This is a genomic window from Streptomyces sp. RPA4-2, assembly GCF_012273515.2.
Lineage (GTDB): Bacteria > Actinomycetota > Actinomycetes > Streptomycetales > Streptomycetaceae > Streptomyces > Streptomyces kaempferi.
On sequence record NZ_CP050975.2, the window covers coordinates 8012352 to 8032829 of the forward strand.

The window sequence follows — 20478 nt, forward strand, 5'->3', positions numbered from 1 at the left end:
CTAACCGCGCACGTCACCCGCCGCTCACCAGCACCACCTCCAGGGTGCGCGGACCGTGCACCCCCTCGACCCGGTCGAGTTCGATGTCGCTGGTCGCCGACGGGCCGGAGATCCAGGTCAGCGGGCGGCCCGGGTCGAGGCGCTCCAGGGCCTGGGGCACGGAGGAGACGACCTGCCCGGGGACACGGACGACACAGATGTGGTGGTCAGGGACCAGCGTGATGCGACGACGGCCCTGATCGGGGCCGCCGTCCAGCACGAGGGTGCCCGTCTCGGCGATCGCCAGCGCGCACCCGGTGACCACGCTGTCCACCCGGTCCAACTCGGCCGAGGTGTCCTCGGCCCGGTCCGGTACCCGCGTCACCCCCGTCGCGGCCAGCCATGTCTCGTCCAGACCCGCCGGTACGACCACCGAGGCCGAGCCGTGCGCGGCGAGCAGCCCGGCGATCGTCGCCGCCAGTTCGCCGGCCGCGCAGCGGTGCACGAGCGCCCGGTAGTCCGCCAGGTTCTCCGCCAGCAGGTCCACCGTCTCCGCGACACTCCGGGCGCCGTGCTCGCGCAGATACCCGCGCGGTACGGCCTGCTCGTACGGCGTGTCGTCCCGAGGGACGTCGGCGAGCGCGCGCCGCACCCGCCCCAGGATCAGTTCCCTGCTGCTCACTTCGGTACGTCCTTTCCGCCCTGGGTCCGCTGCCACCAGTCGCGGAACGGCTCCGCGGGGACCGCCGGCAGATCCCGGGTGTCGCTCCACGCCCGGCCGGGTCCGGGCAGCGTCCGTGGATGGAAGCGGCGCGTCCGGGACGCCAGCCGCTGACCGGTGCGCAGCGCGCCGGGATGGCCGAACGCCCAGCGCGCCGCCCGCATGGCGGCCCGCTCGGCGGCGTGCCCCTTGGCGGGTTTGAGGACGGCCTTGTTGCCCTCCCGCGTCACCGGGCCACCCTCGGCGATCCGTTCGCGCAGATGGACGAGGACCTCCGGGATGTCGATGGCGACCGGGCAGACCTCGTAGCAGGCGCCGCACAGCGAGGAGGCGTACGGCAGGGAGGCGTCGATCTCGCTCTGGGTACCCCGGAGCTGGGGGCTGAGGATGGCGCCGATCGGGCCGGGGTAGACCGAGCCGTAGGCGTGCCCTCCGGCCCGCTCGTACACCGGGCAGACGTTGAGGCACGCCGAGCAGCGGATGCAACGCAGCGCCTGGCGGCCGACCTCGTCGGCGAGCGTGTCGGTGCGGCCGTTGTCGATCAGGACCAGGTGGAAGGTCCGGGGGCCGTCCGCCGTGTCGGAGTCCGTGGTGCCCGTCCACATCGAGGTGTACGGGTTCATGCGCTCGGCGGTCGAGGAGCGGGGGAGGGTCTGCAGGAAGACCTCCAGGTCCCGCCACGTCGGCACGGTCTTCTCGATGCCGACGACCGAGATCAGCGTCTCGGGCAGGGTCAGGCACATCCGGCCGTTGCCCTCGGACTCCACCACCATCATCGTGCCGGTCTCGGCGACCATGAAGTTGGCGCCGGAGACGCCGACCTTGGCGCGCAGGAACTTCTCGCGCAGATGGAGCCGGGCGGCCTCGGCCAGTTCCGCGGGCGTGTCGGTGAGGCCCTCGGGTGCCGGGCGTCCCCACTCGCTCATCTCGCGGGTGAAGATGTCGCGGATCTCGCCCCGGTTGCGGTGGATGGCGGGGACCAGGATGTGCGAGGGCCGGTCCTTGCCCAACTGCACGATGAGTTCGGCGAGATCGGTCTCGTAGGCGTGGATGCCGGCCGCTTCCAGGGCTTCGTTGAGACCGATCTCCTGCGTGGCCATCGACTTGACCTTGACGACCTCGCTCTCACCGGTCGCCCTGACCAGCTCGACGACGATCCGGTTGGCCTCGTCGGCGTCGGCGGCCCAGTGCACGACGCCGCCGGCCGCGGTGACGGACTCCTCCAACTGGACGAGATAACGGTCGAGATGACGGAGTGTGTGGTCCTTGATCTGCTTGCCGGCCTCGCGCAGGGCCGCCCAGTCGTCGAGTTCGGACACGGCGACGGCGCGCTTGGCGCGGATCGTGTGGGTGGCGTGGCGCAGATTCGCGCGCAGGGTGGGGTTGTTGACCGCCTCGTGGGCGGCTTCGGGAAAGGCCGGCATGCCGACGAAGGTGCCACTCACGCGTTCGGCTCCCCTTCCGTGTTCGCCAGGATCTCCGCGATGTGGACCGGCCGCATGTCCGTGCTCAGCCGGGTCATCGTGCCGCCGATGTGCATCAGACAGGAGTTGTCGGCGGCGCACAGGACGTCCGCGCCGGTCGACTCGGCGTTGCGCACCTTGTCGAGGCCCATCGCCGCCGAGACGTCGGGGTTCTTGACGGCGAAGGTGCCGCCGAAGCCGCAGCACTCGTCGGCGCCGGGCAGCTCGCGCAGTTCCAGTCCCCTGACGGCCTGGAGCAGCCTGCGCGGCCGGTCGCCGAGCCCCAGACCGCGCAGCCCGTGACAGGTGGGGTGGTAGGTGACGGTGTGCGGGTAGTACGCGCCCACGTCCGTCACTCCCAGCACGTCCACCAGGAACTCGGTGAGCTCATAGGTCTTGGGGACGACCGGGGCGAGCGTGGTCGCGAGCGTGTCGCCGCGGCCCTCGGCCCGTGCCCGCTCGCCCATCCGCGGATAGAGCTCCCGCACCATCGCGCCGCACGAACCGGAAGGCGTCACGATCGCCTCGTACTCGGCGAAGACATCGGAGAAATGCCGGGCCAGCGGTTCGGCCTGATGCCGGTACCCGGTGTTGTAGTGCGCCTGCCCGCAACACGTCTGGGCCATCGGGAAGTCGACCTCCACGCCCAGCCTGGTCAGCAGTTTCACCACAGCGCGGCCGGTGTCCGGATAGAGCGTGTCGTTGACACAGGTCAGGAACAGGGCGACACGCATCGCGGCTCCTAGGGATCGGTCATCGGATGAGTGCAGAGTACGCGGCGGCCGGGCGCCAGGGGAGTCCTCGCTCAGGGAGTCGGGCGGGTCCCCGCTCACGGACGGATGAGCCGGTCCTGCGCGGCGCGCCAGACGGCCGCGTCGCCCCGGGGCTCGTACCGCCGCAACGGCTGTGTACGGGCGAGGAGTCGCCGCATCGACGCACGATCGCCGACCAGGCCCTGGGCCCGCGCCTGGACCAGGACGTTGCCGAGCGCGGCCGCCTCCGCCGGGCCCGCCACCACCGGCAGCCCGCAGGCGTCGGCGGTCAGTTGGCAGAGCAGTTCGTTACGGGTGCCGCCGCCGACGATGTGTACGACGTCGACAGGGTGGTCGGCGAGTTCCTGTGCCTCGGCGACCGCCCGGCGGTGGGCGAGCGCGAGGGAGTCGAGGATGCAGCGGGTGATCTCGGCGCGGGACCCGGGCACGGGCTGCCCCGACGCCCGGCAGGCGTCGGCGATCCGGGCCGGCATCCGGCCGGGGGCGAGGAAGGCGGCGTCGCCCGCGTCCACGACCGACCGCAGTGACGGGATCTCCGCGGCCGCCCGCAGCAGTTCGCCCAGGTCGGGGTGGTCCCACTCGCGCAGGCACTCCTGGAGCAGCCACAGCCCCATGATGTTGCGCAGGTAGCGGACCGTGCCGTCCAGGCCCAGCTCGTTGGTGAAGTTGGCCGCCCGGCTCGCCTCGGTGAGGACCGGCGCGGCCAGCTCCAGGCCCGCCAGGGACCAGGTGCCGGTGCAGATGTAGGCGAAGCGTTCCCCGACGGCGGGGACGGCGGCCACCGCGGAGGCGGTGTCGTGCGAGCCGACGGTCGTCACCGGGACCGGGCCGGCCAGTCCGGTCTCCTCCAGCACCCGGGGCGTCAGGTGGCCGGCCGGGTCGCCCGGCCGGCGCAGCGGCGCGAACAGCTTCAGGTGGATGCCGAGCCGCCCCGCGAGGTCGTGCGCCCACTCGCGCGTCCTCGGGTCGATCAGCTGGGTGGTGGAGGCGTTGGTCAGCTCCGTGCCCGCCTCGCCCGTCAGCCAGTAGGCCAGCAGGTCGGGGATGAGCAGCAGCCGCTCGGCGTGGGCGAGTTGGGCCGTCGAGCGGGCCGCGGTGAGCTGGTAGAGGGTGTTGAAGGGGGCGTACTGGAGCCCGGTCGCCGCGTACAGCTCGGCGGCGGGCACCGTGGCCCACACCTGCTCGGCGACGCCCTCCGTGCGGGTGTCGCGGTAATGCACCGGGTTGCCGAGCAGCGCCCCGTCGGCGTCCAGCAGTCCGTAGTCCACGGCCCAGCTGTCGATGCCGACGGAGTCGACCTGCCCGGCGGCGCGCAGTCCGTCGAGCACTCCCGCGTACAGCGAGAGGATGTCCCAGCGCAGGCCGTCGGGGACCCGTACCGGCCGGTTCGGGAAGCGGTGGGCCTCGGTGAGGTCCAGGGCTCCGGGTCCGACGCGGCCGACCATGACGCGTCCGCTGGACGCGCCGAGGTCGACCGCGGCGAAGGTCTTGTGCCGCTCGCTCATCGCAGGAATGCCGCCGCGACACCGGCGTCGACCGGGACGTGCAGACCGGTGGTGTGGGTGAGGTCCCCGCCGGTCAGCGCGAACACCGCGTTCGCGACGTGCTCGGGCAGTACCTCCCGCTTGAGGATGGTCCGCTGGGCGTAGAACTCGCCGAGCTTCTCCTCCTCGATCCCGTAGGTGGCCGCGCGCTGGGCGCCCCAGCCGCCCGCGAAGATGCCCGAGCCGCGCACCACCCCGTCCGGGTTGACGCCGTTGACACGGATGCCGTGCTCGCCCAGCTCGGCCGCCAGCAGCCGGACCTGGTGGGCCTGGTCGGCCTTGGTCGCGGAGTAGGCGATGTTGTTCGGGCCGGCGAAGACCGAGTTCTTGGACGCGATGTAGACGATGTCGCCGCCCAGCTCCTGCTGGATCATCACCCGGGCGGCCTCGCGGGAGACCAGGAAGGAACCGCGGGCCATGATGTCGTGCTGGAGGTCCCAGTCCTTCGCGGTGGTCTCCAGGAGCGGCTTGGAGATGGAGATGCCCGCGTTGTTGACCACCAGGTCGACGCCGCCGAAGGCGAGCGCCGCCGCCCGGAAGGCCTCGGCGATCTGCTCCTCGGAGGTCACGTCGACGGTCACGGCGACGGCCCTGTCGGGACCGCCCAGCGCCGTCGCGACCCGGGCGGCGTTCTCCGCGTTCAGGTCGGCGACCACCACGCAGGCACCCTCGGCCACCAGCCGCTCGGCGATCGCCTTGCCGATGCCGCTGCCCGCGCCCGTCACCAGCGCCACCCGGGTGGCGAGCGGCTTGGGCCGGGGCAGCCGCTGGAGCTTGGCCTCCTCCAGTGACCAGTACTCGATGCGGAACTTCTCCGACTCCTCGATCGGCGCGTACGTGGAGACGGACTCGGCGCCCCGCATCACGTTGATCGCGTTGACGTAGAACTCGCCAGCGACGCGGGCGGTCTGCTTGTCCTTGCCGAAGGAGAACATGCCGACGCCGGGGATCAGCACGATCGCCGGGTCCGCGCCGCGCATCGCGGGCGAGTCGGCGTCTGCGTGCCGCCGGTAGTAGGCCGCGTACTCCTCGCGGTAGGCGGCGTGCAGCTCCTTGAGGCGGGCGATCGCCTCGGCCGGCTCGGCGGCCGGCGGCAGGTCGAGGACGAGCGGCCTGACCTTGGTCCGGAGGAAGTGGTCGGGGCAGGAGGTGCCGAGCGCGGCGAGACGGGGGTGCTCGGCGCGCGCGAGGAAGTCGAGGACGACGTCGGAGTCGGTGAAGTGGCCGACCTGCGCACGGTCCTGGGAGGCCAGCGCCCGGACGTACGGCGCGAGGGCCGCCGCGCGCTCGCGGCGCTCGGTCGCGGGGAGGGCCGCGTAGCCCTCGACGGCCGGCCCGAAGGGCTCGGGCCTGCCACGCTCGGCGAGGAACGCCTCGGCGGTCCTGATGATGTGCAGCGAGTTGTGCTCGCACTCCTCGGCCGTGTCGCCCCAGGCGGTGATGCCGTGGCCGCCCAGAACACAGCCGATCGCGCGGGGGTTGGCCTTCTTGACGGCCGCGATGTCCAGGCCGAGCTGGAAGCCGGGCCGGCGCCAGGGCACCCAGACCACGGTGTCGCCGAAGCACTCGGCGGTCAGCTTCTCGCCGTCGGCCGCGCAGGCCAGCGCGATGCCGGAGTCCGGGTGCAGGTGGTCGACGTGGGCGGCGTCCACCAGACCGTGCATCGCGGTGTCGATGGACGGGGCCGCGCCGCCCTTGCCGTGCAGGCAGTAGTCGAACGCGGCGACCATCTCGTCCTCGCGCTCCACGCCGGGGTAGACCTCCGTCATGGCCCGCAGGCGGTCCAGCCGCAGGACCGCGAGCCCGGACTCCGTCAGCGTGCCGAGGTCGCCGCCCGACCCCTTCACCCACATCAGCTCGACGTCGCCGCCGGTCACGGGGTCGGTGTCGGTGCCCTTCGCGGACGTGTTGCCGCCCGCGTAGTTGGTGTTGCGGGGGTCGGCGCCGAGCCGGTGCGACCGGGCCAGCAGAGCGGCGGCTTCGGGATGGGGTGCCATGTTCCTGGTCCTTAGAGAATGAGGAGTGAAGAGAGAGGACGTACGAGTGCCGCGGCGCACCCGGCGGGGACCGGGCGGCCGTGCGGTCCGCGGCGCACGGCCCGCGGCCGTCCGCCGGGGTCACCCGGCGGACGCGGCGCGAGGGCTACGCCCCCCATCCGGCCTGCTGTCCGCCCACCCGGTCCGCGGCGATCTTCTCCGCCCATCCGGAACGGTGGTACGCGGCCACCGGGTCACCGTCCAGGCCGAGCTCCTCGCGGACCTCGTGCAGCAGCGGCCGTACGTCGGTGTTGTAGGCGTCCATGATCACGGCGTTCGCGGCGAGCACGTCACCCTCGCGCTGGGCCACGGACAGCGCGTCCCGGTCCACGAGCAGCGCCTTCGCGGTGGCCTCCTGCACGTTCATCACCGAACGGATGATCGCGGGGATCTTCGCCTCGATGTTGTGGCACTGGTCCAGCATGAACGCGACGTCGGGGGTGAAGCCGCCGCCGCGGATCACCTCGTACATGATCCGGAAGAGCTGGAAGGGGTCGGCGGCGCCCACCATCAGGTCGTCGTCGGCGTAGAAGCGCGAGTTGAAGTCGAAGCCGCCGAGCTTCCGCTCACGCAGCAGCGTGGCGACGATGAACTCGATGTTGGTGCCGGGCGCGTGGTGTCCGGTGTCGACGACGACCTGTGCCTTGGGGCCGAGCTTGAGGCAGTGCGCGTACGCGGTGCCCCAGTCCGGCACGTCCGTCGCGTAGAAGGCGGGCTCGAAGAACTTGTACTCCAGGAGCATCCGCTGGTCGTCCCCGAGCCGTTCGTAGACCTGGGAGAGGCTCTCGGCCAGCCGGTCCTGGCGCTCGCGGATGTCGTCCTGGCCGGGATAGTTCGTGCCGTCGGCGAACCAGAGCTTCAGGTCCTTCGAGCCCGTCGCGTCCATGATGTCGACGCATTCGAGCAGGTGGTCGAGAGCCTTGCGGCGCACCGTGGCGTCCGGGTGGCAGACACTGCCCAGCTTGTAGTCGTCGTCCTGGAAGGTGTTGGAGTTGATCGTGCCCAGCCGCAGGCCGCGCTCCCCGGCGTACTCGGCCAGGGCCTTGTAGTCCTCGACCTTGTCCCAGGGAATGTGCAGCGCGACGGACGGCGCGGCACCGGTGTGGGCGTGCACCTGGGCGGCGTCGTCCAGTTTCTCCCGCGGACTGCGCGGCACGCCGGGCTGGGCGAACACCTTGAAGCGGGTTCCCGAGTTCCCGTACGCCCACGACGGCGTCTCTACTGCCTGGGTCTTGAGTGCGGCCTTCACCGCGGCGAGCTCGGTCACTTCGGGGCTCCTGTGACTTCGGGTGTGACGTCGGGTCTGAGCGACGGCGACTTCGGTGCGGACTGCTTCGATCTGAACAGGTGTGGTCTGAAACGATTCAGAAAGCTGAAGCTATGAGCACCCCGAAAGGCTGTCAACCCCCTCGACGAAGACGGCTCTTCGTGACCCGGTTGTGACCTCTGTCTATCGAGAATTTCGACCCGAACCCATTGACGTGACCTGGGCGACATGTCTAACGTCCCGGCAACCTAGTTGAAACCTTTCACGACGTCGTGAGGCCTCTCCGCCCGCGTCGTTGAGGAGCTCCCATGACCCACCGGTCCGACGCGGGTCCGGCCCCCGTACTGGCGCTGGAGGACATCTCCAAGTCCTTCGGCGCGGTGCGCGCCCTGCGGGACGTGTCCCTGGAACTGTTCCCCGGCGAAGTGCACGCACTCGCCGGTGAGAACGGCGCGGGCAAGTCGACCCTCATCAAGACGCTCGCCGGCGTGCACCGACCGGACGCCGGCCGGGTGTTGCTGGACGGCGAGCCCACCGTCTTCCACGGTCCCGCCGACGCCCGCGACGCGGGTATCGCGGTGATCTACCAGGAGCCCACGCTCTTCCCCGACCTCTCGATCGCCGAGAACATCTTCATGGGCCGCCAGCCCCGGCGCGCGCTCGGCCGCATCGACCACAAGGCCACCCACGCGGCGACCGCCGGCCTGATGAAACGCCTCGGCGTCGAGCTCGACCCCGAGCGCCCGGCGCGCGGACTGTCCATCGCCGACCAGCAGATCGTCGAGATCGCCAAGGCGCTCTCCTTCGACGCCCGGGTCCTGATCATGGACGAGCCGACCGCGGCCCTGACCGGCAGCGAGGTCGCCCGTCTCTTCGGCGTCGTGCGCACCCTGCGCGAGCAGGGCTCGGCGGTGCTGTTCATCTCACACCGGCTGGAGGAGATCTTCCAGATCTGCCGGCGGGTCACGACCCTGCGCGACGGCGCCCTGATATCCAGCGAGCCGCTGGAGGGCATGACGGAGGACGACCTCGTGCGCCGGATGGTCGGCCGCGACCTCGACGAGCTCTACCCCAAGCAGGACGTCGAGGCCGGCGAGGTCGCCCTCAGCGTGCGCCGTCTGACCCGCGAGGGCGTCTTCACCGATGTCTCCTTCGACGTCCGGCGCGGTGAGATCGTCGGTCTCGCCGGGCTCGTCGGCGCGGGCCGTACGGAGGTGGCACGGGCCGTCTTCGGCGTCGACCGCTGGGACGCCGGGGAGGTGGAGGTCGACGGCAGGGCACTCACCAACGGCGCGCCGTCGACGGCCATGTCCGCGGGCCTCGCCCTCGTCCCCGAGGACCGGCGCGCCCAGGGCCTGGTGATGGACATGTCCATCGAGCGCAACATCGGTCTGACCGGGCTGCGTACGACCGTCAGGGCGGGCCTGATGGACCGGGGCGCCGAGCGCAGCCGCTCCCTCGACTGGGCGGTCAAGCTCCAGGTGAAGTACGCCCGGCTCGCCGACACCGTGGCCACGCTCTCCGGCGGCAACCAGCAGAAGGTCGTCCTGGCCAAGTGGCTCGCCACCGGCCCCAAGGTACTGATCGTGGACGAGCCGACACGTGGCATCGACGTCGGGACCAAGGCCGAAGTGCACCGGCTGCTCAGCGAGTTGGCCGCGGACGGCGTCGCCGTCCTGATGATCTCCTCCGACCTGCCCGAGATCCTCGGCATGGCCGACCGGGTCCTCGTGATGCACGAGGGCCGGCTCACCGCCGAGATCCCGCGCTCCGAAGCCACCGAGGAATCCGTGATGGCCGCAGCGACCGGGAGGGCCGCCGCATGACGACGACCGACACTGAGAGGGCCGCCGCATGACGGTGACCGCGCCCAACCCCGCCCCCGCCTCCGAGGTTCCCCGGTCGAGCGGCACCCGGCTGGTGGACCGCGTCTTCAAGATGCGTGAACTCGCCATCCTGGCCGTCTTCCTGGTGATGATCGTCATCACCCAGATGGGCAACAGCCAGTTCCTGTCCGAACAGGGCATCAAGGACCTGCTGCTGAACGCGACCATCCTGGTGCTGGTCGCCACCGGCCAGTCGCTGGTGGTGATCACCCGGAACGTCGACCTGTCGGTCGGCTCCACGCTCGGCATCAGCGCCTTCGCGGCCGGCACCTATCTGCAGGGCGGCGGGAACCCCGTCGTCGCGGTGTTCCTCGCGGTGCTGCTCGGCATCGGCTGGGGACTCGTCAACGGTCTGCTGGTCAGCCTCGGCCAGGTACCCGCGCTCGTCGTCACCCTCGGCACGCTCTACATCATCCGCGGCATCGACTCCATCTGGGTCGGCTCCCGGCAGATCACCGCGGCCGACCTCCCGGGCAGCTTCGTCGACTTCGGCTCCGGCGGCATCTCGGCGGTGCCGTACCTCGCCCTGATCGCCCTGGCCGTGCTGCTGGTCACCGCCTACTACCTCAAGCACTTCGGCAGCGGACGGGAGTTGTACGCGCTCGGCTCCAACCCCGAGGCGGCGCGGCTGGCCGGCATCCCGGTCCGCAAGCGCATCCTGACCGCGTACGTCGTCTGCGGCGGCCTCGCCGGTCTCGCCGGCGCGCTGTACCTCGCCCGGTTCGGCAACGTCGACTCCGGCACCAGCACCGGCTACGAACTCACCGTCGTCAGCGCCGTGGTGGTCGGCGGCGTCGTCTTCACCGGCGGTTCCGGCAGCGTCTACGGCGCCGCGCTCGGCGCCCTGCTGCTCACCTCCATCAACAGCGTGCTGCCCGCGCTCGGCGTCAGCTCCGTCTGGGTGCTCGCCATCAATGGCGTCCTGCTCATCCTCGCCATCGCGGTCGACCGGATCGTCGCGCTGCGCGTGGCCTCCGCACTCAAGAAGAGGAACGCCCGCCATGGCTGACTCGCCCCTCGCGCGCGCCGTCCGCTGGGACACGGTCGTCGGCGCCCTCCTCATCGTCCTGCTGCTGTTCTCGTTCGGCTTCGTCGACGGCTTCGGCAACGCCCTGAACCTGTCGTTCCTGATCGGCAACACGCTGCCCATCGCGCTCATCGCGCTGCCGATGACCCTGCTCGTGGTGGCCGGGGAGATCGACCTCTCGGTCGCCTCCACGGCCGGTCTGTCCGGCTCGGTGATGGGCGCCCTGTGGAACCAGGGCATGGCGATCGAGACGATCATCCCGCTGTGCCTGCTGCTCGGCGTGGTGTGCGGACTGGTCAACGGCCTGCTGGTGACCCGGCTCGGCCTGCCCTCCCTCGCCGTCACCATCGGCACGCTCGCCGCCTACCGGGGCATCGCGCAGATCGTGCTCGGCTCGGACGCGGTGACCGATTTCCCCACGCAGTACCAGGACTTCGCGGCCGGCCGCATCGGGAACACCTTCATCCCGCAGGCCTTCCTGCCCTTCCTGGTGCTCCTCGCGATCGCCGTGGTCGTCCTGCACGCCACCCCGTTCGGACGCTCGGCTTTCGCGGTCGGCGCCAACGAGGAGGCCGCGCGGTTCGCCGGCATCCGGGTCAAGCGGCAGAAGCTGATCCTGTTCGTCGCCACCGGCTTCATGGCGTCGCTGACCGGCATCTTCTGGGCGCTGCACTACGCCAGCGCCCGCTACGACAACGCCACCGGCCTGGAACTCTCCGTCGTCGCCGCCGTCCTGCTGGGCGGCATCGACTTCGACGGCGGCAAGGGCACGCTCGGCGGCGCGATCGCGGGAGTCTTCCTGCTCGGCGCGCTGCAGAACGTGATGAGCCTCTCCAACGTCTCCGCGCAGTCGCAGATCGTCGTCACCGGCGTTCTGCTCGTCGTCTCCGTGCTCGGCCCCCGGGTCGCGCGGCAGATCTCCGTAGCGAGGGCGGGCCGCAGAGCCGCCTCGACTCCGACCTCGTAACCGCCCACCCTCGTAAAGGAACTTCCGCCATGCGCAAGTCAACGATCCGCCGCACCTGCGTGGCGCTCGCCGCCGTCACCTCGCTCGCCCTGGCGGCCACCGCCTGTGGTGGCACGACCAAGAAGGACGTGAAGGCCGACAGCGGTTCGAACGCCACGGCCGGCAAGGCCGACCCGAACGCGGCGACCAAGAAGGGCCTGACGGTCGGGTTCCTGCCCAAGCAGGTCAACAACCCGTACTTCACCTCGTCCGACAAGGGCGGCGAGAAGGCGCTGACGGAACTGGGCTCCAAGTACAAGGAGGTCGGCCCCAGCAGTGCCACCGACACCTCCGGCCAGGTGAGCTATGTCAACACGCTCACCCAGCAGCAGGTCGACGCGATGGCCGTGTCCGCGCAGGACCCGGGCGCGCTGTGCACCGCGCTCAAGCAGGCCATGAGCAACAAGATCAAGGTCGTCACCTACGACTCCGACACCAAGCCCGAGTGCCGCAACGCCTTCGTCTCCCAGGCCAGCGCCGAGGACCTGGGCCGCACCGAGGTGCAGCTGCTCGCCGAACAGATCGGCTACAAGGGCGAGATCGCGATCCTGTCCGCCGCGCAGACCGCCACGAACCAGAACACCTGGATCGACTTCATGAAGGACGAGCTGAAGGACCCCAAGTACAAGGACGTCAAGCTGGTCAAGGTCGCCTACGGCAACGACGACGCCCAGCAGTCCTTCCAGCAGACCCAGGGCCTCCTCCAGGAGCACCCGAACCTCAAGGGGATCATCTCCCCGACCACGGTCGGCATCAAGGCCGCGGCCCAGTACCTGTCCGGCTCCAAGTACAAGGGCAAGGTCAAGCTGACCGGCCTCGGCACCCCCAACGACATGCGCAAGTACGTCAAGAACGGCACCGTCGACGGCTTCGAGCTGTGGGACCCGGCGAAGCTCGGCGACCTCGCCGCCCGCACGGCCGTCGCGCTGGTGTCGGGACAGATCAGCGGCAAGGAGGGCGAGACCTTCAAGGCCGGCGACATGGGGACCTTCACCATCGGCAAGGACGGCGTGATCAACCTGGGCAAGCCGACCGTCTTCGACGCCAAGAACATCGACCAGTTCAACTTCTAGGCGCTGGACGGTACTTGATGCAGCGTGTGTGCTTCCTGCTGAAGGTCCGGGCGGACCGCCTCGACGAGTACCGCGAGCGGCATGCCGCCGTGTGGCCCGAGATGCTCCAGGCGCTCTCGGCCACCGGCTGGCACAACTACTCGCTGTTCCTGCGCGAGGACGGGCTGCTGGTCGGCTACGTGGAGACCGAGGACTTCGCGGCCGCCCGGGCCGGCATGGAGGCCACCGGCATCAACGCCCGCTGGCAGGCGGAGATGGCGCCGTTCTTCGAATCGCTGGACGGCGCCAGACCCGACGAGGCGATGCAACCCCTCACCGAAGTCTTCCATCTCGCCTGACCAGGAGCCCCGCACATGAGACGACGCACCCTGCGCAGGACGGCGCCGGCGGCCATCGTCGGGGGCCCCGGTCACGGCGGTACGGCGCGGACCGCCGACCCGGGTCCCGCCACCGCCGCCGTGTACCAGGAGTGCCCGGCGCCACCACGCCGACGGGCACTCCACGCCGTCGCATTCCGGCTGCCCGCATGAGCGCCGGTCCCCGGGGACGCGCGGGTAATGTGAAGGCCCGCCCGCCGCTTCTCGTCTACCTGGAGGTTCTTGCCTGATGGCTCAGTCGGTGGGTATCAAGGATGTCGCCCGCGCCGCCGGAGTCTCCGTGGGCACGGTCTCGAACGTGATCAACCGCCCGGACACCGTGGCCTCCGAGACCCGGGCGCGCGTCCAGTCGGCCATAGACCGGCTCGGCTACGTCCGCAGCGAGTCGGCGCGCCAGCTGCGGGCCGGGCGCAGCCGGATCATGGGCCTGCTCGTCCTCGACATGGGCAACCCCTTCTTCGTGGACGTGGCCCGCGGCGCCGAGCGGGCCGCCCGCGACGCCGGGCTCGGCGTGATGGTCTGCAACAGCGCGCAGAGCGCGAGCGAGGAGGCCGACTACCTGTCGCTCTTCGCCGAGCAGCGGGTCCGCGGGGTGCTGCTCACCCCCGCCGACGCGACGGGGCGCAACATCGCGACCTTCCGCCGCAACGGCATCCCCTTCGTACTGGTCGACCGGGTCGCCGAGGGCACCACCGAGTGCTCGGTCTCGGTCGACGACGTGGAGGGCGGCGCGCTGGCCGTACGCCACCTCGTCGACGCCGGTCACCGCTCGATCGCGTACGTCAGCGGACCACCGGGACTGAACCAGGTCACCGACCGGCGCACCGGCGCGCTGAACGCGCTGGCCGAGGCCGGGCTGCCGCCCAGCGCGCTCAGGGAGCTGCCGACCCAGCGTCTGGACGTCGCCGCGGGCCGTGACGCCGGCGCCCGGCTGCTCGGCCTGGCCGTGCGACCGACCGCCGTCTTCTGCGCCAACGACCTGCTCGCACTCGGTGTCCTGCAGGCCATGTACGCGGCGGGCGTCGGCGTCCCCGACGACCTCGCGATCGTCGGCTACGACGACATCGAGTTCGCCGCCGCGGCGGCCGTCCCGCTCACCTCCGTGCGCCAGCCCGCCATGACGATGGGTGCCCTCGCCGCCGAACTGCTGCTGGAGGAGACGGAGGCCGAGACGGCTCCGGTGCCGCACGAACACCGGCGCGTGGTACTCCAGCCGGAGCTGGTGGTACGCCGCTCCAGCCTCTCGGCACGCTGATCCTCCCCACCCGCTGCTGAGCGGCCATTCAGTACCGTTTCTTGATCCCCGGACTCGGCCGGCCCGGGACCATGTGTTCAACTGGGACGCAGCCTGGAATCCGTACGTCTGGGGAGTCCCGTTGACCGTCAGCTACCGCCAGCCCGGTGTCGTCCTCACCGACCACCGCTTCACCGTGCCCCTCGACCACGACGAGCCGATGGGGGAGAGCATCCAGCTGTTCGCCCGCGAGGCCGTCGCGAGCGAGAAGGCGCACCAGGAGCTCCCCTGGCTGGTCTACCTCCAAGGCGGCCCCGGCTTCGGCGCCAACCGCTTCGTCGGCAAGCAGGCCTGGCTGGGTCGCGCGCTCAAGGAGTTCCGGGTCCTGCTGCTGGACCAGCGCGGCACCGGCCACTCCACGCCGGCCAACCGCCAGACACTCCCGCTGCGCGGTGGCCCGCGCGCACAGGCGGACTACCTCACCCACTTCCGCTCCGACTCCATCGTCCGCGACTGCGAGGCCATCCGCCCCCGGCTCACCGGCGGCGCGCCCTGGACCGTACTGGGCCAGAGCTTCGGCGGCTTCTGCGCGGTGAACTACCTCTCGACGGCGCCCGAAGGTCTGCGCGCGGCCCTGATCACCGGCGGACTGCCCTCGCTGGACGCGCACGCGGACGACGTCTACCGGGCCGCGTATCCCCGTATCGAACGCAAAGTGGCGGCACACTACGCGCGTTACCCCCAGGACGTGGAGCGGGCCCGGCAGATCGCCGAGTACCTCCTGCGGCACGAACCGGTCCTGAGTGGCGGCTACCGCCTCACCGTCGAGGCCTTCCAGTCGCTCGGCATCCTCCTCGGCGGCGGCGAGGGCAGTCACCGGCTGCACTACCTCCTGGAGGAGGCCTTCGTGCGTACCCCGCAGGGGCCGGCCCTCTCCGACGCCTTCCAGGAGGAGGTGCAGGGGCTCCTCTCGTACGCGGGCCACCCGCTGTACGCGCTGATCCACGAGGCGATCTACGGACAGGACGACCGGCCCACCGCCTGGTCGGCCGAGCGGGTGCGCGCCGAGTTCCCGCAGTTCGACGCGGCCAAGACACTCGCCGACGACGGGCCGCTGCTGTTCACCGGCGAGTCCGTGCATCCCTGGATGTTCGACACCGACCCCGCGCTGCGGCCACTGCGCGAGACCGCCGCGGAACTGGCCGCCCGCACCGACTGGCGGCCGCTGTACGACCCCGCCCGCCTCGCCGCCAACGAGGTCCCGGTGGCCGCGGCGGTCTACCACGACGACATGTACGTCGACACCGGGCACGCGCTGCGCACCGCCCGCGCCATCGGCGGTCTGCGCACGTGGGTGACCGACGAGTTCGAGCACGACGGCGTACGGGCGGGCGGACCGCGCGTCCTGGACCGTCTGCTGGCGTTGACGCGCGACGAGGTCTGAGGCCCCCGCGGAGGGATCCGCACCGCCGAGCGGCTCCATCCGGTCCCGCTCGTGATCGCCCGCGACGCACCGGACGCGGTCGCCCGTGCCGTCGCCGCCGGGGCCGCGGCGAAGGGCATGTGCCGCGTGCCGCGGTTCGAGGGGAACCGACCGGCGTGCTTTGATCGGGCGCGGTCGGGAGCCGCGTCCGGCCCGGCGGACGCCGGACCGGGCACGGTGACGGGTTCGGCGCCGTGTCCGGCATCGGCTGATGTCCGGCCCGGCACGGCGAACGGTTCCGCACGGTGTCGCGTGCGGTGGGGAAGGGGGACGGGTGAGGGACGACGAAGGGCTTCTCGCCGAGCGGTTCGAGGAGCACCGGGGCCGCCTGCGAGCGGTGGCCTACCGGATGCTCGGCTCACTGAGCGAGGCGGACGACGCCGTGCAGGAGACCTGGCTCAAGCTGAGCCGGACCGACGCGACCGGCATCAGGAACCTGGCGGCCTGGCTGACCACCGTGGCAGGCCGGGTCTGCCTGGACATACTGCGCTCCCGCGCCGCGCGTCGTGAGGAGCCGATGGACACCTACGTCCCCGATCCGGTCGTGAGTCCCCTGGACCGGGTCGATCCCGAACAGGAGGCGCTGCTGGCCGACTCGGTCGGGCTCGCCCTGCTCGTGGTGCTGGAGACACTGGAGCCCGTCGAGCGGCTCGCGTTCGTGCTGCACGACATGTTCGCGGTGCCCTTCGACGACATCGCGCCCGTGGTGGGCCGTTCCCCGGCCGCGACCCGCCAGCTCGCCAGCCGCGCACGGCGCCGCGTCCAGGGAGCCGCCCCGGAGGCCGAGCCGGATCTCGGCCGGCAGAAGAAGGTCCTCGACGCCTTCCTCGCGGCCTCACGCGCGGGGGACTTCGAGGCACTGGTCGCCGTCCTCGACCCCGACGTCGTGCTCCGCGCCGACTCCGGCGCCCTCGTCGGCGGCGCGGCCGCGTCCAAGCTGGTGCGCGGTGCCCGGACCGTCGCCGGGCAGGCGCTCATGTTCCGGCAGTTCGCGGACTCCTCGCGGCTCGCGCTGGTCAACGGCGCCATCGGCGTCGTCACGGCGCCCGGAGGCCTGCCGCTGGCGGTCATGGGCGTCACCGTCGCCGACGGGAGGATCACCGGGATGTACATCCTGTCCGACCCCGAGCGGCTGGCCCGCCTCGACCTCACCCCGTTCGGCGACTGACCGGCAGCCGGTGCAGGGGACGAGGCCCGACCGGTCGTGCACCGGCACCGCGGCCGAACTCGCGCGTCATCAGGACGGTTTCGGTGGGAGTGATGCCGACGACCGTCCACCAGGCGTTCGGCGTCATGTCCTCAGCCGGCACAGGGAGGTTGGCGGCCGCGTTGTTCACCAGGACGCCGGGCAGCGGGCACCCGTCGAAGACCTCCGCGATGCGCTCCGCGTCCCGTACGGCGCACACCGCCGTGGTCACCCAGGTGCCCAGCCTGGCCTGTCCTCCTCGGTTCCCGGTCATGTCATCAGCCCAGTTCAGGGCGTGGGTCCCGGGTCAGTAGGCTGGGGGCATGCGGGAAGAAAGCGGAACAGCCACGGACCGGCTTCTGGAACTGCGGGCCGACTGCGGTGAGTGCTTCGGGCTGTGCTGCGTCGCGCTGCCCTTCGCCCGTTCGGCCGACTTCGCGATCGACAAGGACGCCGGAAAGCCGTGTCCCAACCTGGCGGCCGACTCCCGGTGCGGGATCCACACGCGGTTGCGCCAGAAGGGCTTCACGGGCTGCACGGTGTACGACTGCTTCGGTGCCGGGCAGAAGGTCTCCCAGGTCACCTTCGGCGGCCAGGACTGGCATTCCGTCCCGCGGGAGCGCGCCCGGCAGATGTTCGGCGTGTTCCCGGTCGTCCGCCAGCTCCACGAACTGCTCTGGTACCTGAACGAGGCGCTGACGCTGCCCGCGGCCGGCCCGGTGCATGCCGACGTCCGCCGTGCGCTCGCCACCACCGAACGGCTGACCGGCCTGACCCCCGGAGAGCTGGGGGAACTGGACGTCGGCCCGCACCGGCAGGAGGTCAACGTGCTGCTGCTGCGTACCAGCGAACTGGTGCGGGCGGGAACTGGACGCGGGAAGAACGGCGGGAAGAAGGACCGCCGGGGCGCCGACCTGATGGGAGCCCGTCTCAAAGGCGCCGACCTGCGGGGTGCGGACCTGCGCGGTGCCTACCTCATCGCCGCCGACCTCACGGGTGCGGATCTGCGCGGCGCGGACCTGATCGGCGCCGACCTGCGGGACACCGATCTCACGGACGCCGACCTGACCGGGGCGTTCTTCCTGACCCAGCCCCAGGTGAACGCGGCCCGGGGCGGGTCCGGCACCAGGCTGCCGGGTTCAGTCGGCCGACCGGATCACTGGACGGTCCGGCGCTGACTCCGGTGCGGGCGCCCGCTCTTCGAGGTGCAGCCGCAGCCCTTCCGGCATCAGTGTCAGCCGCTCGGCGATCCGCAGCCGGTAGTCGGGCTCGGGGCGCAGTTCGTAACGGCGCAGCAGCAGCCCGAGGACCAGCGTCGCCTCGTGCAGCGCGAACTGGCGGCCGATGCAGGCGCGGGCGCCGGTTCCGAACGGCTTGAAGGTGTGGCCGGGCCGGGACCGTACGGCCTGTGCGTCGAAGCGGTCCGGGTCGAAGGCCTCCGCGTCGGCTCCCCAGACGTCCGGATCGCGGTGCAGCATCGCCGTCAGGACCAGGGTCCACGCCCCCCGCCGCATCGGGTGGACGCCGCCCAGCACCGTGTCCTCCCGGGCCTCGCGCGCGAAGGCGGGCGCCGTGGGCCACAGCCGCAGCGACTCGTCGAGGATGCGGCGCACGTACCGCAGCTTGGCGACCTGGTCGTAGCCCGGCCGGGGCGTGTCGCCCCAGACGCGGTCCACCTCGGCCCGGGCGCGGGCGGCGATGCCGGGGTGCCGGGAGAGGTAGTGCAGGGCGAACGAGAGTGCGCCCGAGGTCGTCTCGTGACCCGCGACCAGGAACGTGATGACCTGACGGCGGATGTTCTCGGGCGTCAGCCGCTCTCCGGTCCCGGGGTGGGCGGTCTCCAGCATCCGGTCGAGCAGGTCTCCCGCGCCGGCGGATCGCCGGCGGGCCGCCACGACTCCGTCGACCGTGCGGTTGAGGTACGCCATGTCCGCCGCGTTGCGCCGGGTGGCGCCGCGCAGCACCACGGGTGCCAGGGGCGCGGGGAGCACGTTGAGGCGCTGCGCGTAGGTAAGGGTGCCGACCATCGCCGTCACGAAGGGATGCGGCCGGGAGCGCTCGAAGGAACCGAAGTCGTGGCCGAAGCCGGTGCGGGCGATCGTCTCCAGCGTCAGCTTCGTCATGTCGGCGGGCACGTCGACCGCGCGTCCGGCGGCCCGCTCCCGGTCCCAGCGGTCGGTCAGCCGCTCGGCGACGGCCAGCATCATCGGGTGGTAGCCCTCCATGGCCTCACGGCTGAACCCGGGGGCCAGCACGTCGTGCGCCAGTTGCCAGTTCGGGTCGTGGTTGTAGGCCGTGAACAGCCCGTCCCCGGCGACCGGCCGGAGGTTGGCCACCCCGAGTCCCACGTGCTTGGCGAACCGGGCCTCGTCCGCGAGTTCGGCCGCGAGCTCCGCGCCCCACACGAAGACGATCTCCTTGCCGAAGGCCCTGCGCCGGAAGATCGGCCCGAGCTGACGCCCGAAGCGCATCGAATCCTGCAACGGGGAGCGGACGTTGGAGCCGATCACATCCCCGACCACCGGGATCCGGTACGGCGGGTGCGGGATGCGGTGCAGCTCCGGCCAGCCCAGCTCGGCACTGCGGAACCCCTTGGGCAGGAGGGCCCCTGTCGTCTCCGCCATCACGCGATCTCCCTTGTGCCTGCGGCCGTCCGGCTCTGTTGTACGCGGGTTCAATAGCGGATTCCAGTCTGTTCCCGTTGCTGAACCGACGTCAAGTAAGGTGCGGACATGGCCGGGAAACGGGGGGAACGGGAGGAGCGCACGCGCCGTCGGCTCAGTACCGCGGAACGCCGGGAGCAGCTTCTGTCGGTGGGGGCGCGGCTGTTCTCGGAGAGTCCGTACGACGAGGTGTGGATCGAGCAGGTCGCCGAGATCGCCGGAGTGTCGCGCGGTCTTCTCTACCACTACTTCCCGACCAAACGGGACTTCTTCGCCGCCGTCGTGGAGCGCGAGAGCGAGCGCATGCTGCGCATGACGGCGGCGGTGCCCGGGGTCGCCGTGCGGGAGCAGCTCGTCGCCGGGCTGGACACCTTCCTTGCGTACGTCGAGACGCATGCGCACGGCTTCCGTGCCTTCCACCGTGCCGACGCGGCGGGTGACCAGGTGGTGCGTGCGGTCTACCGGCGGGCGCTGGCCGCGCAGGAGCGGCAGATCCTGGAGACGCTCGCCACGGACCCGGACTTCGGCCGCGCGGCCGTGGAGCGGCCCGAGCTGCGGATCGCCGTGCGCGGCTGGCTCGCCTTCACGACGGCCGTGTGTCTGGAGTGGCTGCGGGGAGCCGAGCTGACGCGGGAACAGCTGCGCGATCTCTGTGCGCGGGCGCTGCTGGGCGCGATCGCTCCGTAACCCCTGAGGGTGTCATGAGGGGTGGCATGGTTGGCGTACACCCGGATCTTCGATAGGTTAGGCAAGGCTTACC

19 protein-coding genes are annotated in these 20478 nt (G+C 71.3%); 11 read left to right on the forward strand and 8 right to left on the reverse strand.

Features of this window, described 5'->3' with window-relative positions; genetic code table 11:
• Nucleotides 1-13: 13 nt before the first annotated feature.
• From HEP85_RS34970 to rhaI, 6 genes are all read right to left on the reverse strand, one after another.
• A complete protein-coding gene (locus tag HEP85_RS34970) occupies nt 14-661 on the reverse strand; it encodes a lactate utilization protein C (RefSeq protein WP_168531516.1) in 648 nt (215 codons plus the stop codon).
• The gene (locus HEP85_RS34975; RefSeq protein ID WP_168531517.1) at nt 658-2145 is read right to left on the reverse strand and encodes a LutB/LldF family L-lactate oxidation iron-sulfur protein; all 1488 of its coding nucleotides are present in this window, start codon (nt 2143-2145) and stop codon (nt 658-660) included. Before HEP85_RS34975 ends, HEP85_RS34970 begins: the two co-directional genes overlap by 4 nt.
• Nucleotides 2142-2897, reverse strand: a complete 756-nt coding sequence (locus tag HEP85_RS34980) for a (Fe-S)-binding protein (protein ID WP_168531518.1) — start codon at nt 2895-2897, stop codon at nt 2142-2144. Before HEP85_RS34980 ends, HEP85_RS34975 begins: the two co-directional genes overlap by 4 nt.
• 95 nt (nt 2898-2992) lie before the next feature.
• Nucleotides 2993-4441 (reverse strand): rhamnulokinase family protein, encoded by a 1449-nt coding sequence (locus tag HEP85_RS34985; protein WP_168531519.1) that lies wholly within the window; start codon nt 4439-4441, stop codon nt 2993-2995.
• Nucleotides 4438-6477 carry a bifunctional aldolase/short-chain dehydrogenase gene (locus tag HEP85_RS34990; protein ID WP_168531520.1) on the reverse strand — a complete coding sequence of 680 codons (2040 nt, stop codon included), beginning with the start codon at nt 6475-6477 and terminating at the stop codon, nt 4438-4440. Before HEP85_RS34990 ends, HEP85_RS34985 begins: the two co-directional genes overlap by 4 nt.
• Before the next feature lie 145 nt (nt 6478-6622).
• Complete coding sequence (rhaI, locus tag HEP85_RS34995) at nt 6623-7783, reverse strand: L-rhamnose isomerase (protein ID WP_168531521.1); 1161 nt, start codon at nt 7781-7783, stop codon at nt 6623-6625.
• A 308-nt stretch (nt 7784-8091) separates the two neighbouring features.
• Between rhaI and HEP85_RS35000 the strand changes: the two genes are divergently transcribed.
• The 9 genes from HEP85_RS35000 (at nt 8092) to sigJ (ending at nt 17037) form a co-directional block, all read left to right on the forward strand.
• Nucleotides 8092-9609, forward strand: coding sequence for a sugar ABC transporter ATP-binding protein (locus tag HEP85_RS35000; protein WP_168531522.1), 1518 nt, complete (start codon nt 8092-8094; stop codon nt 9607-9609).
• A 28-nt stretch (nt 9610-9637) separates the two neighbouring features.
• The gene (locus HEP85_RS35005; RefSeq protein WP_168531523.1) at nt 9638-10678 is read left to right on the forward strand and encodes an ABC transporter permease; all 1041 of its coding nucleotides are present in this window, start codon (nt 9638-9640) and stop codon (nt 10676-10678) included.
• On the forward strand, nt 10671-11663 hold the full coding sequence (locus tag HEP85_RS35010) for an ABC transporter permease (RefSeq protein ID WP_168531524.1): 993 nt from the start codon (nt 10671-10673) through the stop codon (nt 11661-11663). Before HEP85_RS35005 ends, HEP85_RS35010 begins: the two co-directional genes overlap by 8 nt.
• 29 nt (nt 11664-11692) lie before the next feature.
• Entirely contained in the window at nt 11693-12775 is a 1083-nt protein-coding gene (rhaS, locus tag HEP85_RS35015) for a rhamnose ABC transporter substrate-binding protein (protein WP_168531525.1), read from the forward strand.
• Nucleotides 12776-12792: 17 nt separating this feature from the next.
• Nucleotides 12793-13113, forward strand: a complete 321-nt coding sequence (locus HEP85_RS35020; RefSeq protein WP_168534351.1) for an L-rhamnose mutarotase — start codon at nt 12793-12795, stop codon at nt 13111-13113.
• 15 nt (nt 13114-13128) lie between these two features.
• Entirely contained in the window at nt 13129-13305 is a 177-nt protein-coding gene (locus HEP85_RS35025; RefSeq protein WP_168531526.1) for a hypothetical protein, read from the forward strand.
• Nucleotides 13306-13381: 76 nt separating this feature from the next.
• Entirely contained in the window at nt 13382-14407 is a 1026-nt protein-coding gene (locus tag HEP85_RS35030; RefSeq protein WP_168531527.1) for a LacI family DNA-binding transcriptional regulator, read from the forward strand.
• Between the two features lie 121 nt (nt 14408-14528).
• Nucleotides 14529-15830, forward strand: a complete 1302-nt coding sequence (locus HEP85_RS35035; RefSeq protein ID WP_168531528.1) for an alpha/beta fold hydrolase — start codon at nt 14529-14531, stop codon at nt 15828-15830.
• A gap of 313 nt (nt 15831-16143) precedes the next feature.
• A complete protein-coding gene (sigJ, locus tag HEP85_RS35040) occupies nt 16144-17037 on the forward strand; it encodes an RNA polymerase sigma factor SigJ (RefSeq protein WP_248002198.1) in 894 nt (297 codons plus the stop codon).
• Here sigJ and HEP85_RS35045 read toward each other — a convergent pair.
• The gene (locus HEP85_RS35045; RefSeq protein WP_211118115.1) at nt 17018-17329 is read right to left on the reverse strand and encodes a hypothetical protein; all 312 of its coding nucleotides are present in this window, start codon (nt 17327-17329) and stop codon (nt 17018-17020) included. The two genes, sigJ and HEP85_RS35045, sit on opposite strands and share 20 nt — an antisense overlap.
• A gap of 49 nt (nt 17330-17378) precedes the next feature.
• Between HEP85_RS35045 and HEP85_RS35050 the strand changes: the two genes are divergently transcribed.
• Nucleotides 17379-18233, forward strand: a complete 855-nt coding sequence (locus tag HEP85_RS35050) for a pentapeptide repeat-containing protein (RefSeq protein ID WP_168531530.1) — start codon at nt 17379-17381, stop codon at nt 18231-18233.
• Here HEP85_RS35050 and HEP85_RS35055 read toward each other — a convergent pair.
• A complete protein-coding gene (locus HEP85_RS35055; protein ID WP_168531531.1) occupies nt 18195-19679 on the reverse strand; it encodes a cytochrome P450 in 1485 nt (494 codons plus the stop codon). The two genes, HEP85_RS35050 and HEP85_RS35055, sit on opposite strands and share 39 nt — an antisense overlap.
• Nucleotides 19680-19787: 108 nt before the next feature.
• On the opposite strand from HEP85_RS35055, the gene HEP85_RS35060 reads away from it, so the two are divergent.
• Nucleotides 19788-20405: a TetR/AcrR family transcriptional regulator gene (locus tag HEP85_RS35060; protein WP_168531532.1), complete on the forward strand. Its 618-nt coding sequence runs from the start codon at nt 19788-19790 to the stop codon at nt 20403-20405.
• Nucleotides 20406-20478: the final 73 nt, after the last annotated feature.

Excerpts from the sequence above, each read along its gene's own strand:
- HEP85_RS34980 (WP_168531518.1), bottom strand. The coding sequence starts at position 2,897 with ATGCGTGTCGCCCTGTTCCTGACCTGTGTCAACGACACGCTCTATCCG.
- HEP85_RS34985 (WP_168531519.1), bottom strand. The coding sequence starts at position 4,441 with ATGAGCGAGCGGCACAAGACCTTCGCCGCGGTCGACCTCGGCGCGTCC.
- HEP85_RS34990 (WP_168531520.1), bottom strand. The coding sequence starts at position 6,477 with ATGGCACCCCATCCCGAAGCCGCCGCTCTGCTGGCCCGGTCGCACCGG.
- HEP85_RS35000 (WP_168531522.1), top strand. The coding sequence starts at position 8,092 with ATGACCCACCGGTCCGACGCGGGTCCGGCCCCCGTACTGGCGCTGGAG.
- HEP85_RS35005 (WP_168531523.1), top strand. The coding sequence starts at position 9,638 with ATGACGGTGACCGCGCCCAACCCCGCCCCCGCCTCCGAGGTTCCCCGG.
- HEP85_RS35010 (WP_168531524.1), top strand. The coding sequence starts at position 10,671 with ATGGCTGACTCGCCCCTCGCGCGCGCCGTCCGCTGGGACACGGTCGTC.
- rhaS (WP_168531525.1), top strand. The coding sequence starts at position 11,693 with ATGCGCAAGTCAACGATCCGCCGCACCTGCGTGGCGCTCGCCGCCGTC.
- HEP85_RS35020 (WP_168534351.1), top strand. The coding sequence starts at position 12,793 with ATGCAGCGTGTGTGCTTCCTGCTGAAGGTCCGGGCGGACCGCCTCGAC.
- HEP85_RS35025 (WP_168531526.1), top strand. The coding sequence starts at position 13,129 with ATGAGACGACGCACCCTGCGCAGGACGGCGCCGGCGGCCATCGTCGGG.
- HEP85_RS35030 (WP_168531527.1), top strand. The coding sequence starts at position 13,382 with ATGGCTCAGTCGGTGGGTATCAAGGATGTCGCCCGCGCCGCCGGAGTC.
- HEP85_RS35045 (WP_211118115.1), bottom strand. The coding sequence starts at position 17,329 with ATGACCGGGAACCGAGGAGGACAGGCCAGGCTGGGCACCTGGGTGACC.
- HEP85_RS35050 (WP_168531530.1), top strand. The coding sequence starts at position 17,379 with ATGCGGGAAGAAAGCGGAACAGCCACGGACCGGCTTCTGGAACTGCGG.
- HEP85_RS35055 (WP_168531531.1), bottom strand. The coding sequence starts at position 19,679 with ATGGCGGAGACGACAGGGGCCCTCCTGCCCAAGGGGTTCCGCAGTGCC.
- HEP85_RS35060 (WP_168531532.1), top strand. The coding sequence starts at position 19,788 with ATGGCCGGGAAACGGGGGGAACGGGAGGAGCGCACGCGCCGTCGGCTC.